At 73.7% G+C, this 13,030-nt stretch carries 9 protein-coding genes; 1 reads left to right on the top strand and 8 read right to left on the bottom strand.

Annotated features, from left to right (window positions below):
• Positions 1-72: 72 nt before the first annotated feature.
• Positions 73-978, bottom strand: a complete 906-nt coding sequence (locus ACZ619_RS23465) for an oxidoreductase (RefSeq protein WP_469602097.1) — start codon at positions 976-978, stop codon at positions 73-75.
• Between the two features lie 45 nt (positions 979-1,023).
• Entirely contained in the window at positions 1,024-2,370 is a 1,347-nt protein-coding gene (locus ACZ619_RS23460) for an aldehyde dehydrogenase family protein (protein WP_469602095.1), read from the bottom strand.
• 169 nt (positions 2,371-2,539) lie between these two features.
• Here ACZ619_RS23460 and ACZ619_RS23455 point away from each other — a divergent pair, with 169 nt between their 5' ends.
• Positions 2,540-3,589: an acyl-CoA dehydrogenase family protein gene (locus ACZ619_RS23455; RefSeq protein WP_469602093.1), complete on the top strand. Its 1,050-nt coding sequence runs from the start codon at positions 2,540-2,542 to the stop codon at positions 3,587-3,589.
• Positions 3,590-3,635: 46 nt separating this feature from the next.
• Here the strand turns inward: ACZ619_RS23455 and ACZ619_RS23450 are convergent, their stop codons facing one another.
• The 6 genes from ACZ619_RS23450 to ACZ619_RS23425 all read right to left on the bottom strand — a co-directional run bounded on the left by ACZ619_RS23450 (position 3,636) and on the right by ACZ619_RS23425 (position 13,023).
• Positions 3,636-4,376, bottom strand: a complete 741-nt coding sequence (locus tag ACZ619_RS23450) for a sarcosine oxidase subunit gamma (protein WP_469602090.1) — start codon at positions 4,374-4,376, stop codon at positions 3,636-3,638.
• The gene (locus tag ACZ619_RS23445; protein WP_469602088.1) at positions 4,369-7,773 is read right to left on the bottom strand and encodes a sarcosine oxidase subunit delta family protein; all 3,405 of its coding nucleotides are present in this window, start codon (positions 7,771-7,773) and stop codon (positions 4,369-4,371) included. The genes ACZ619_RS23450 and ACZ619_RS23445 overlap by 8 nt, the downstream gene beginning before the upstream one ends.
• A gap of 11 nt (positions 7,774-7,784) precedes the next feature.
• A complete protein-coding gene (locus ACZ619_RS23440; RefSeq protein ID WP_469602085.1) occupies positions 7,785-9,017 on the bottom strand; it encodes a sarcosine oxidase subunit beta family protein in 1,233 nt (410 codons plus the stop codon).
• Positions 9,014-9,286 (bottom strand): hypothetical protein, encoded by a 273-nt coding sequence (locus ACZ619_RS23435; RefSeq protein ID WP_469602083.1) that lies wholly within the window; start codon positions 9,284-9,286, stop codon positions 9,014-9,016. Before ACZ619_RS23435 ends, ACZ619_RS23440 begins: the two co-directional genes overlap by 4 nt.
• A 113-nt stretch (positions 9,287-9,399) precedes the next feature.
• Positions 9,400-11,838: a GcvT family protein gene (locus ACZ619_RS23430; protein WP_469602080.1), complete on the bottom strand. Its 2,439-nt coding sequence runs from the start codon at positions 11,836-11,838 to the stop codon at positions 9,400-9,402.
• A gap of 219 nt (positions 11,839-12,057) precedes the next feature.
• Positions 12,058-13,023 carry an ABC transporter substrate-binding protein gene (locus tag ACZ619_RS23425; protein ID WP_469602077.1) on the bottom strand — a complete coding sequence of 322 codons (966 nt, stop codon included), beginning with the start codon at positions 13,021-13,023 and terminating at the stop codon, positions 12,058-12,060.
• Positions 13,024-13,030 lie beyond the last annotated feature (7 nt).

Raw genomic sequence — 13,030 nt, 5'->3', positions numbered from 1 at the left:
AGGGGCTGACCCGCACCGGCCACGGCGCGTGGTTCCCGCGCCGCCCGGCGCCCGGCGCCCCCGGCGCGGTCCTCAGGCGGGCCTGTGGTGCAGCGTGTCCAGGCGGGTCAGTTCGGCGTCGGTGAGGCGGAGGGCGCCCGCGGCCACGTTCTCGGTGAGGTGGTCGGGGTCGCCGGTGCCGGGGATGGCCAGGACGTGCGGGCCCTGGTGGAGGGTCCAGGCGAGGCGGATCTGGGCGGGAGCGGCGCCGTGCGCGCGGGCGACGGCGAGGATCTCGTCGTCGGGAGCCTGGGGCGTGCCCCCTCCCCCGGCCTGGCCCGCGACGGCGAAGAAGGGGACGAAGGCGATGCCGCGCGCGCCGCAGAGGCGGACCAGTTCGTCCGTGGCGGGGTCGGGTGTGTCGAGCCCCCAGCGGTTCTGCACGCAGACCACGGGGGCGATGGCGAGGGCCTCGTCGAGGTGGCGCGGTTCCACGTCGGAGACGCCGAGGTGCCGGACCAGTCCGGCCTCGCGCAGTTCGGCGAGGGCGCCGAAGTGCTCGGCGATCGAGTCCTGGCGCATCCGGCGGAGGTTCACGACGTCCAGGTGGTCGCGGCCGAGCTGGCGCAGGTTCTCCTCGACCTGTCCGCGCAGCTGGTCGGGGCGCGCGGCGGTGGCCCACTCGCCCGAGTAGTCCCGGTGCGGGCCGACCTTGGTGACGATCACCAGGTCGTCGGGGTACGGGGAGAGGGCGGTGTTGATCAGTTCGTTGGCGGACCGCAGGTCGGAGAAGTAGAAGGCCGCCGTGTCGATGTGGTTCACACCGAGGTCGACGGCCCTGCGCAGCACGGCGATCGAGCGGCCGCGGTCGCTCGGTGAGCCGTGCCGGAAGGGGACGCTGCCCGTCAGCCGCATCGCGCCGAAACCGAGGCGGTGGACGGGCAGGTCGCCGAGTCTCCAGGTGCCGGAGGCGTCCGCGGTGATCGTTTCGGAGGTCATCGACGGAGTCTGGCACAGGGCCCCGCAGCAGGGGCCGCGTTCCCGTCAGCCGAGCGGCTTGGCGAGGACCGCCTTGCGGTGGCTGAACGTCTCGATGGAGTAGCGGCCGTGGTAGCTGCCCGTGCCGCTCTCGCCCACCCCGCCGAACGGCAGGTCGGAGACGGTGAGATGGGCGAGCGGGAGGCCGTGGCCGAGGCCGCCGGAGGAGGTCTCGGCGGCGATCCGGTCCCGGGTCTCCGCGGACTCGCTGAAGACGTAGAGCGCGAGCGGCTTGTCGCGGTCGTTGATGAACCCGATCGCCGCGTCGAGGTCCGCGACGGTGACGATGGGCAGGATGGGGCCGAAGATCTCCTCCCGCATCACCGGGGAGCCGGGGTCGACGTCGGCGAGCACGGTGGGCGCGATGTACTTGACGGCGCGGTCGGTGTCGCCGCCGACCACCACCCGGCCCGAGCCGAGCAGGCCGCTGAGCCGGTCGAAGTGGCGCTCGTTGACGATCCGGCCGTACTCGCCGGACTCCTTGGGCTCGGCGCCGTACAGCGCCTGGACGGCCTTGACCAGAGCGGACTCCAGGGCGGCGGCCGTGCCGGGGTCGGTCAGGACGTAGTCGGGGGCGACACAGGTCTGTCCGGCGTTGAGGAACTTGCCGCGGGCCAGCCGGTCCGCGACCACGGCGAGGTCGGTGTCGCGGTCGACGAACACCGGTGACTTGCCGCCGAGTTCGAGGGCGACCGGGGTGAGGTGCTCGGCGGCGGCGCGCATCACGATGCGGCCGACGGTGCCGTTGCCGGTGTAGAAGATGTGGTCGAAGCGCTCGGCGAGCAGGGCCGTGGTCTCCGGGACGCCGCCCTCGACGACGGCCACCGCCTCGGTGTCGAGATAGGCGGGGATCAGCCGGGCCAGCGCCGCCGAGGTGGCCGGGGCCAGCTCGCTGGGCTTGGCGAGGACCGCGTTGCCCGCGGCGAGGGCGCCGACCACCGGGGCGAGCAGCAGTTGGGCCGGGTAGTTCCACGGGGCGATGACGAGGACGACACCGAGCGGGTCGTACTGGGTCCAGGCCGTCGCGTCGGCCCCGAGGTGGCGCGGGACCGGTGCGGACTCGGGGCGCAGCCACTCGTCCAGGTGGTCGAGGGTGTGGTCGATCTCCCGGATGGTGAAGTCGATCTCCGTGCGGTAGGCCTCGCCGCTGCTCTTGCCCAGGTCCGCGTGGAGGGCGGCGGCGAGCTCGTCGCCGCGTTCCGTGAGCATGGCGCGCAGCCGGCGCAGCTGGCCGGTGCGCCACTCGACGGGCTTGGTGCGGCCGGTGCGGAACGTGGCGCGCAGCCGGGCCACTACGTCGGCGGGCTGCTCGGGGGTGGACTGGTTCACGGATGCCTCGCTGGTGGTGCGCACGGGCCCGGCGGCCCGGCCGCGGTCTCGGACGGTCGAATGTACTCAGATGTACATTGCAACCATTCATGGGCCGAAGTAAATTCCGCGCACCAGGAAACCGCCGTGCTTGACAAAGATCACACCCGGTCGGCCGACGGGTGCGCGCCGGGAAGCCGGAAGAATCCTCTCCATGACCGTCACCGCACACCCGCTCGTCGCCCGCGCCCGGGCCCTCGCCGACGACCTCCTCTCCCCCGCCGCCGAGCGCGTCGACCAGGAGGGCGTCCCCGCGAGCCACATCGAGGCGGTCAAGCGCTCGGGCCTGCTCGGGGTGAACGCGCCGCAGGAGTACGGCGGCTCGGCGGCGCCGGCGGCGGTCCTGCGGGAGACGGCGGAGATCCTGGCCGGGGCCTGCTGCTCGACGTGGTTCGTGCAGACGCAGCACCACACCCCCGTGCAGACCCTGGCCGGGACCGGACTGCCGGTGCGGGAGCGCCTGTTGGGCCCGCTGGCACGCGGCGAGCTGCTCTCGGGGGTGGCGTACGCGCATCTGCGGTCCTACCCCCGTACCCCCGTGCGGGTCCGGCGCGAGGGGGACGGCTGGCGGTTCGACGGCACCGTGCCCTGGTACACGGGCTGGGGCCTGAACGACGTGATGCTGCTGGCCGGGGTGACCGGGGCCGGCGAGGCCCTGTTCGCGTTCGTCGAGGCACGGGAACGGCCGGGTCTGCGCCCGTCGGAGCCGATGCGGCTGGCGGCGCTCACCGCGTCCCGGACGGTGTCGCTGGACCTGGACGGCCTAAGGGTCCCGGAGGAGGCGGTCGCGCTGCGGCTGCCGCACGCGGACTGGGCGGCGTCGGACCACCCGAGGACGCTCAACGCGAACCCCGCGGTCTTCGGGATCGCGCGGGCGGCGCTGGCGCTGGTCGAGGAGGGGTACGCGCAGCCGCTGCGGGCGCGTCTCGACGAGGTGCGCCGCCGCGCCTACGCACTCGCCGACCATCCGGTGCCGCACGAGCGCGCCGAGGAGCGGCTGGCGGTGCGGGCGGAGGCGTTCGCGCTGCTGCGTACGGCGACGGAGGCGGCCGTGGTGACGGGAGGCGGCCGGACGATGCTGGTCACCCACCGCGCCCAGCGCCTCGCCCGGGAGGCGCTCTTCCTCCTGGTGCAGGGGCAGACGAGCGCGGCCCGCACGGCTCATCTGGAGCATCTCGCGCGGCGGCCCGGCGCCGTCGTCTAGCCCTCCCGCTGACGGACCGGGCCGCACCGGCGGGGGCCGGGCTTCCTCACGTGTATTCCACGGCCGCGTCCAGGAGCCAGTCCACCAGGTAGCCGGCGAAGGAGGAACGCACCAGGACCCAGAAACCGTCCGCGGGCCCGGGCCTGGCCTCGTCCCCGGGCCCGTCCGCGCGCCCGGCCCCTCCCGTGTCCCCTTCCGCGGCTCCTTCCGCGGCTCCTTCCTCGGCTCCTTCCTCGGCTCCTTCCGCGGCCCCTTCCGCGGCCCCTCCCTCGTCCCCGGCGCGTGTGACCAGTACGACCTGGGCGCGGGCCAGCATGGTCTGCGCGCAGCGGCCGGGGCCGAAGACGCGCGGGTGGAGGTCCAGCGAGCAGCCGTGGGCCAGCAGGTCGCGGGCGCGGGGGCCGCCGACCAGCAGGGTGGTGCGCTGGGCGGAGACATCGGTGACCGCGACCGGTTCGCCGTCCGCCGCCGCGCGGATTCGGCTCTCCAGGTCCCGCTCGGTGCCGGGCCGGCCCACCACCAGCCACTCGTCGGGCCCCAGCCAGAGAACGGTCACCTCCCCCGCGTGCACGGCGGTGCCGGGTTCCAGGGGCAGGGGGAGCCCCAGGGCCAGGGCGACGGCGTCGGCCGCCGGGCCCTTGGCGTCGAGGCGGACGTTCACCTGGGCCAGGAAGGGGAGTTCGGCCAGCCGGAGCGCGCCCCCGGAGGAACGGGTCGCGGCGGCCAGGCGGTGGGCCGCGGCGGCCAGGGGGCTGCGCTGCCGGGCGGTCGGGGCGGTGTCAGCCATCGCGGCGGGCTCCCTCGGGGTCGTAGAGGACGGGGCTCGCGACGGTCACCGGCAGCAGCCGCTCGCCGACGGGCGCGTAGAGGCGGTCCCCGATGCGCTGCCGGCCGCCCTTGACCAGCGCGAGCGCGAAGGTGCGGCCGAGCGCCGCGCTGCGGTAGCTGGACGTGACATGGCCGAGCATCGGCACGGGCGGGGCGGACAGTTCGCCGTCGGCCACCAGGTGGGTGCCCTCCGGGAGAACGGCCGCGGGATCGTCCGTGAGCAGGGCGACCAACTGCTTGCGGTCGGGGCGGACGGTGTCGGCGCGGGTGTGGGAGCGCTTGCCGATGAAGTCGGGCTTCTTCCTCGACACCGCCCAGCCCATGCCGAGGTCCTGCGGGGTGGCCGTGCCGTCGGTGTCCTGGCCGACGATCGGGTAGCCCTTCTCCGCCCGCAGCACGTGCATCGCCTCGGTCCCGTACGGCGTGATGCCGTACGGCGCGCCCGCCTCGTACAGCGCCTCCCAGAGTGCGACGGCCTCCCACGGCGACACGTTGATCTCGTAGGCGAGTTCGCCGGAGAAGCTGATCCGGCACACCCGTGCCTCGATGCCGGCGACGGCCGTCTCCCGCCAGGCCATGAACGGGAAGTCGGCGTCGGCGACGGCGAGTTCGGGCGCGAGCGCGCCGAGGACGGCGCGGGACCGGGGGCCGACCAGGGCGACCGTGGCCCAGTGCTCGGTGACCGAGGTGCAGCGCACCCGCAGTTCGGGCCACTCGGTCTGGAGCCACTCCTCCATCCAGTCCAGGACGGCCGCCGCGTTGCCGGTCGTGGTGGTGACCAGGAACCGGTCGGGGGCGAGCCGGATGGCCGTGCCGTCGTCGAACACCATCCCGTCCAGGCGGCACATCACGCCGTAGCGGATCATGCCGACCCTCAGGGTGCTCATCGTGTTCGTGTAGAGCCGGTCGAGGAAGAGCGCGGCGTCGGGGCCCTGAACGTCGATCTTGCCGAGCGTGGAGGCGTCCATGAGGGCGACGCCCTCGCGCGCGGCCCGGCACTCGCGCAGCACCGCGGTCTCCATGTCCTCGCCGTCGCGCGGGTAGTACCAGGGCCGCTTCCACTGGCCGACGTTCTCGAACAGCGCGCCGTGCGCCTGGTGCAGGCCGTGCAGGGCGGTGGTGCGGACCGGGTCGAGCAGCGCGCCGCGGCCGCGGCCGGCCAGGGCGGCGAAGGAGACGGGCGTGTACGGCGGCCGGAAGGTGGGCAGACCGAGCGCCGAGACGTCCACGCCGAGGAGTTCGGCGACGACGCCGCTCGACAGCACGCCGCCGGTCTTGCCCTGGTCGTTGGCGGTGCCTGCCGTGGTGTAGCGCTTGGTGTGCTCGACCGAGCGCAGGCCCGCGCCGGTCGCCCGGGCGAGGTCCTCGACCGTGACGTCGCGCTGGAGGTCGACGAACCTGGGGCCGGTGCCGGGGACGGTGAAGACCTGCATGGGCGGGGTGTACGGCCGTGGGGCCACGGCGGGGAGTTCGGGGGTCCTGGCCGCGCAGCCCTCCGCCGCCACCGCGCGGGCACCGGCCGCCACGCCCTGGGCGAGGGCCGTGGCGAGGTCGTACGCCCCGTTCGCGGCGCCCGCGACCGCCACCGCCTGCCGGCAGCCGTCGGGTACGAACGCGCCGAGTTCCCCGTCGTGGCGGAGCCTGCCGCCCGCCTGGCTGTACAGGTGCGCCACGGGGTTCCAGCCACCGGAGACGAGGAGCAGATCGGCGGCGAACTCCCGCTGCGCGAGGGCTCCTTCGCGCGGGGTGTCTCCGTGCGGGGTGTCCTCGGGCGGGGCCTCTGCGTGCGAGGCGTCCTCGGACTCGGTGTCTCCGTACGGGGCGACGGTCACGGCGGTGAGACGGTCGCCGCCCGCCGTGCCGGTGACCGCGTGTCCGGGGAGCACCTCGATCCCGGCGGCCCTGGCCCGCTCGGCCCACGGTCCCGGTGCGGGCCGGGTGTCGACGATCGCGGCGACGGCGACCCCGGCCGCGGCGAGGTCGAGGGCGGCCGGGTAGGCGCTGTCGTTGGTGGTGAACACGACGGCCCGCCGGCCGGGGAGCACGGCGTACCGGTGCAGGTACGTACGCGCCGAGGCCGCCAGCATCACGCCGGGGCGGTCGTTGTCGCCGAAGGCGAGGGAGCGCTCGTGGGCGCCGGTGGCGAGGACGACGCGCCGGGCGCGGATCCGCCAGACGCGTTGCCTGGAGACGTTCTCGGGGGCTGCCGCGCCGAGGTGGTCGGTGCGGCGTTCGACGGCGAGGAGGTGGTTGTCGTCGTAGTAGCCGAAGACGGTGGTGCGGGGCAGGAACCGGACCTCGGGGGCGGCTTCGAGGCGGGCCCGGGTCGCCGTGACCCAGTCGAAGTGCTCGCCGGTGCCGAGCAGGCTGCCGCCGGGCTCAGGCTGGTCGTCGGCGAGGATCACCCGGGCGCCGCTGCTCGCGGCGGCGGCCGCGGCGGCGAGACCGGCCGGGCCCGCGCCGACCACCAGCAGGTCGCAGTGGGCGTGCACGGCGTCGTAGCGGGCGGGGTCGGGGACGGTGGCGAGGCGGCCCTGGCCCGGGAGGCCGCTCGCGGCCAGGCCGTCGTAGAGCTCGACGGCGGTGGCGGGGAGCATGGGCTCGGGGAAGGGGGCGTCGATCTGGACGACCGCGTTGGGTTCCTCGACACCGGCGGAGAAGATGCCGCGGGGGCGGCCGAGTCCGATGCTGGTCGCGGCGGTGATGACGCCGTTGGCGAGGAGGGCGGAGGCGAGGGTGTCGCCGCGGTAGCCCTGGTACTCGGTGCCGTCGAAGGTGAAGGTGAGGGGGGCGGCACGGTCGATCCGGCCGCCGACGCGGGCGCGGAACGGCTGGCCGCCCCCGCAGTCCCCTCCGGCCCCTCTGTCCCGGCCGTCCCCTCCGGCCCCTCTGTCCCAGCCGTCCCCTCCGGCCCTTCTATCCCCTCCGTCGCCTCCGTCGCCTCCGTCCCCGCCCGTCGCGTCCTGGAGGGGCGCTGTCGGTTCCGCCCGGCCCGGGGCTGCCTCCACGTGGGCCGCTTCGGCCTCAGCGGTCCCGGCCTCGGACGGCGGACGGGCCGGAACCGGAGTCGGAACCGGAGCCGGATCGGCGGGGCGTGGCTCGCCCGCCCGGTACACCGTCAGGATCTCGTTCGTCGCCGTGTCTCGCACCGCGTTGAACCACCTGCGGCAGCCCGCCGAGTGGGTCCAGCGCTCGGCGAAGGGGCCCTTCGGGTTGTCGCGGAAGAACAGATAGCGCGCCCACTCCTCGTCGGTGAGGGCGGCGGGGTCCTCGGGGTAGGGGACGTGGGCCTGGCCGCCGTGGTGGAACTCGGCCTCGTCGCGGGGCCCGCACCACGGGCAGGGGATGAGCAGCATGGTCGGGCTCCCTAGTGGGCCACCGCGGCGGCGCCGTGCTCGTCGACGAGCGCGCCGGTGGTGAAACGGTCGAGCGAGAAGGGGGCGTTCAGCCGGTGGGGGGTGTCGTGGGCGATGGTGTGTGCGTAGACCCAGCCGACCCCGGGGGTGGCCTTGAAACCGCCCGTTCCCCAGCCGCAGTTGAGGTACAGGTTGCCGACGGGGGTGAGGCCGACGACGGGTGAGGCGTCCGGGCTGACGTCGACGATGCCGCCCCAGGTCCGCAGCACGTGGGCGCGGGCGAAGACCGGGAAGAGTTCGAGGGCCGCGGACATCTGCTCCTCGATGACGTGGAACGCGCCGCGCTGGGTGTAGGAGTTGTACGCGTCGATGCCCGCGCCCATCACCAGTTCGCCCTTGTGCGCCTGGCTGACGTAGACGTGCACCGCGTTGGACATCACCACGGTCGGGTGCACCGGCTCCAGGAGTTCCGAGACCAGGGCCTGCAACGGATGGCTCTGGAGCGGGAGTTCGAGGCCGGCCATGGCGGCGAGAACCGAGGTGTGGCCCGCCGAGCACAGGGCCACCTTGCCGGCCGCGATGGGCCCGAGGGTGGTCTGGACGCCGACCACCCGCCCGCCGGCCACGTCCACCCCGGTGACCTCGCAGTTCTGGATGATGTCGATGCCGGCGGCGTCCGCGGAGCGGGCGAAGCCCCAGGCGACGTAGTCGTGCTTGGCGATGCCGGCGCGGGGCTGGTAGGTGCCGCCGAGGACCGGATGGCGCACGCCGGGCGAGGTGTTGACGATCGGGCAGACCTCCTTGACCCCGTCCGCGTCGAGCCATTCGGCGTCGACGCCGTTGAGGCGGTTGGCCTCGACCCGGCGGACGCCGTCGCGGACGTCCTGAAGGCTGTGGGCGAGGTTGAGGACGCCGCGCTGGGAGAAGAGGATCGGGTGGTCCAGTTCCTCCTCCAGCCCCTCCCACAGTCCGAGCGCGTGTTCGTAGATGCCGGCGCTCTCGTCCCACAGGTAGTTGGAGCGGATGATCGTGGTGTTGCGGGCCATGTTGCCGCCCGCGAGCCAGCCCTTCTCCAGGACGGCGACGTCGGTGATGCCGTGGTTCCTGGCGAGGTAGTGGGCGGTGGCCAGGCCGTGGCCGCCGCCGCCCACGATCACCACGTCGTACGAGCGCCTGGGCTCGGGTGTGCGCCAGAGGAAGTCAGGGTGGCCGGGGAGGCCGGCGCCTGGGGTGCTGGGGCTCATCGGACGTCTCCGTCGTGCGGGAGGTGCGGGGGGAGCGGGTGCTGGGCCGCGCGTGCCTCGGTGCGGGGGCGCAGGGCGCCGCCCGGGTGCGGCCGCGCCGCGACCGGGCCCGCGACGTACGGGTTCGTGGCGACCGGGCCCTGCGCCTCCGGCACCGCGGTGGGGGCCAGGTTCCCGGAGGCGACCGTCTCCAGGGTGGAGCGCCGGCGGTCCGGCTCGGCGTGCACCTCGGGGTCCGGCCGGGCCAGGGGCGTGTTCGGCGCGTTCATGGGGGCGGTACTCCTTCCAGGAAGCCGGACGGTGCGGCCCCGTGAGGGGCGCGGGGAACTGCGCGACCGGCCGTGGCGCACCCGCGGCCGGCCGACGGCACCGCTCGGATCCCTCAGCCGCGCAGACGGCGCATCGCCGGGTCGAACAGCGGCTCCTCGGCCACCACCGCCCCGACCAGCCGGTCGAAGTACCCGATCCGCACCTCGGTCCCGGGCACCGCCAGCTCCGCCGGGAGCCACGCGTACGCGATGCCCTTGCCGATCGTGTATCCGTACGCCGCGCTGGTCACGTACCCGACGGCCCGCTCACCGTCGTACACGGGTTCCCTGCCCATCACGACGGCGGCCGGGTCGTCGATGGTCAGGCAGCTCAGCCGGCGCCGCACGTCCGCCCTGCGCCGCTCCAGCGCGGCCCTGCCGACGAAGTCGCCCTTGTCGGGCTTGACGGCGAAGCCGACGCCGGCCTCGTAGGGGTCGTGCTCGTAGGTCATGTCGGTGCCGAAGGAGCGGTAGCCCTTCTCCAGGCGCAGGCTGTTGAAGGCGCCCCGGCCCGCGACGATGCCGCCGAGCGGCTCGACCGCCTGCCAGAGGGTGTCCCAGAGTCTCCGGCCCTGGTCGGCGGTCGTGTACAGCTCCCAGCCGAGTTCACCGACGTACGACAGCCGCATCGCGGTGACCGGGACGGGGCCGATGAAGGCGCGTTTGGCGCGGAAGTACTTGAGGCCGCCGTCGGAGAAGTCCTCGTCGGTGAGGGGCTGGAGGGCCTCGCGGGCGAGCGGGCCCCACAGGCCGACGCAGCAGGTGCCCGGGGTGATGTCGCGGACCTGGACACCGCCGTCGGCGGGCAGGTGCCGGCCGAGCCAGTCGAGGTCGAGGTTGCCGTTGGCGCCGATCTGGAAGAGGTCGCGGGCGAGGCGGGCGACGGTGATGTCGCTGCGGATGCCGCCGTCGCGGTCCAGCAGCAGTGTGTACGTCACCGAGCCGACGGACTTGGCGACCTTTCCGGTGACCAGGCCCTCCAGGAAGGCGGCGGCGCCGGGGCCGCTCACCTCCAGCCGCTTGAGGGCGGTCATGTCGTACATCGCGACGGTCTCGCGGGTGACCTGGGCCTCGGCGCCGACGATCGGGGACCAGTAGCGGGCCGCCCAGTCGTCGGGGGTGGGGATCGAACGGCCGTCGAGCAGGCGGGCGTTCGCCTCGTACCACTGGGGGCGTTCCCAGCCGTTCGCCTCCAGGAAGAACGCGCCGTGTTCCTGCTGGCGGGCGTGGAAGGGGCTGGTGCGGATCGGGCGCGGCTTCCCGGACGGCTGGAGCGGGTGGAGGATGTCGTAGACCTCGACGAAGTTCTGGCAGTCGCGGGCGAGCACGTACTCCGGGGCGAGCTGGTGCGGCTCGAAGCGGTTGACGTCGCACTCGTGGAGGTCGAAGGACGAGCAGTGGCCGTCGACCAGCCATTCGGCGACCGAGCGGCCGACGCCGGCGGAGTGGGTGACCCAGACGGCCTCGGCGACCCAGAAGCCCTGGACATCCGGGGACTCGCCGAGCAGCGGGTAGCCGTCGGTGGTGAAGGAGAAGAGGCCGTTGATGCCCTCCTCGACCTCGGCCTCGCGGGTCGCGGGCAGGAGGGACCTCGTCTCGGTCCAGGCGTCCGCGAAGTCCTCCTCGGTGAACTTGAGGACCGAGGGCATCCGGTCGGCCTCGTCGACGGAGAGGATGTCGTCGGCCGAGATCGGCATGGGGCGGTGGCCGTAGTAGCCGATGCCGAGGCCGTCGTAGCGGTCGCGGTAGTAGAGGTCGGCGTCCTGGTGGCGCAGGATCGGGCGGACGGCCTCCTCGGTCTGGCCGGCGAGCGCGGGGACCGGGCCGGTCCAGGCGAGCTGGTGGCCGAGCGGGGTGAGCGGCAGGCTCATGCCGACCATGCGGGCGATCCTCGGGCCCCAGATGCCGGCGCAGCAGACGACGATGTCGGCGGGCAGCTCGCCCCGGTCGGTCAGCACGCCGGTGACGCGGCCCGCGTCCTGGAGGACGTCGAGGACCTCGTGGCGGGCGAGGAAGCGGACGCCGCGTGCGGTGGCGCGGCGGATCTGGGCCTCGACGGCGAGGACGGCCTTGGCGAGGCCGTCGGTGGGGACGAAGAGGCCGCCGAGGACCCTGTCGCGGTCGAGCAGGGGGTGCCGGGCCACGCACTCGTCGGGTGTCAGCAGTTCCGCCTCGACGCCCCAGGCGGTGATCCAGCCGTGGCGGCGGTGGAGTTCGGCGAGGCGCTCGGGGCCGGTGGCCACCTCCAGGCCGCCGACCTGGAGGAAGCAGGGCTCGCCGTCGACGTCGAGGGAGCTGAGCTTCTCGACGGTGTAGCGGGCCAGTTCGGTCATGGTCTTCGAGGGGTTCGTCTGGAAGACCAGGCCCGGGGCGTGCGAGGAGGAGCCGCCGGTGGCCGGCAGGGGGCCCTGGTCGACCACGGTCACCTCGGTCCAGCCGCGTGCGGAGATCTCGTCCGCGAGGGCCGCCCCCACGACGCCCGCTCCGATGATGACCACTCGGGGTCCCGCCATCGCCCAACCTCCGAACTTGAGACCGGTGCAGTTGCTTCGTGCGCAACTTGATTCAGGTTGCGCAACTCAATGTGCCCGTCGGCGAGGAGGGGTGTCAAGGGGGCGGTGGTGTCCGGGAACAGCCGGGAAAACGCGGGAGAAACGGGGGCGCCCGGCGGGCGGCGCGCACCACGGCGCACCGCCCGCCGGGCGTCCCGGACCGGCTCCTCGACGACCCCGCTACTTCAGCCAGGCGTCGACCTTCTCGCGGTTGGCGTCGACCCACTTCTCCGCCGCCGCCTCGTCGGACATCTTGTCCACCGCGATGTACCGGGCCACGGTGTTCTGGTCGTCGTTGGTCCAGTTGAACTTCTTCACCAGGTCGTAGGCGGGGCTGCCCGACTTGGCGAAGCTCGCGCTGACGATCTTGTCCAGGTCGTAGACGGGGTAGTCGCAGGCGACCTTGGCCGCGTCGGCGTCGCAGCCCGTCGTGTACTTGGGCAGGTCCACCTTCACCAGCGGCACCTCGGACAGGAACCACTGCGGTTCGTAGAAGTAGCCGATCAGCCACTGCTTGTTCTTCTCGGCCGTCCGGAAGGCCTGGATGAGCGCGGTCTCGCTGCCCGCGTACACCACCTTGAAGTCCAGCTTCAGATTGGTCACCAGGGCCGCGTCGTTGGTGACGTAGGACGGGTCGCCGTCGAGCAGTTGCCCCTTCCCGCCCGACTCGGACGTCTTGAACCGCGCCGCGTACTTGTCGAGGTTCTTCCAGTCGGTGATGTCCGGGTGCGCCTTGGCCAGCCACGGCGGGACGTACCAGCCGATGATGCCCTTGTTGCCGGTCGAGCCGGCCTCGACGGCCGTCTTCTGGCCGGTGACGTACTTCTTCTTCAGGTCGTCGTGGCCCCAGTTCTCCAGGACGGCGTCGACCTCGCCGGTGCCGAAGCCCTGCCAGGCGATCTCCTCCTTGAGGTCCTTCTTGTCGACCGTGCAGCCGAGGTCGTGCTCCGCGACGTACGCGACGACCGCCGCGTCCGCCTCGTAGCCGACCCAGGGGTTGACGGCCAGGTTGAAGGTGCCGCACTTGCCGCCGGAGGACTTCGAGCCGGCGGAACTGCTCTCGCCGACCTTCGCCCCGCCGCAGGCCGTGAGGGTGAGGCCGAGGACGGCCAGGCCGGCCGCGCCGGCTCGCCAGTGTCTTGCCATGGTGTCG

Source organism: Streptomyces sp. NPDC104367 (assembly GCF_055583825.1).
This window is presented reverse-complemented; position numbering and strand designations above follow the sequence as displayed.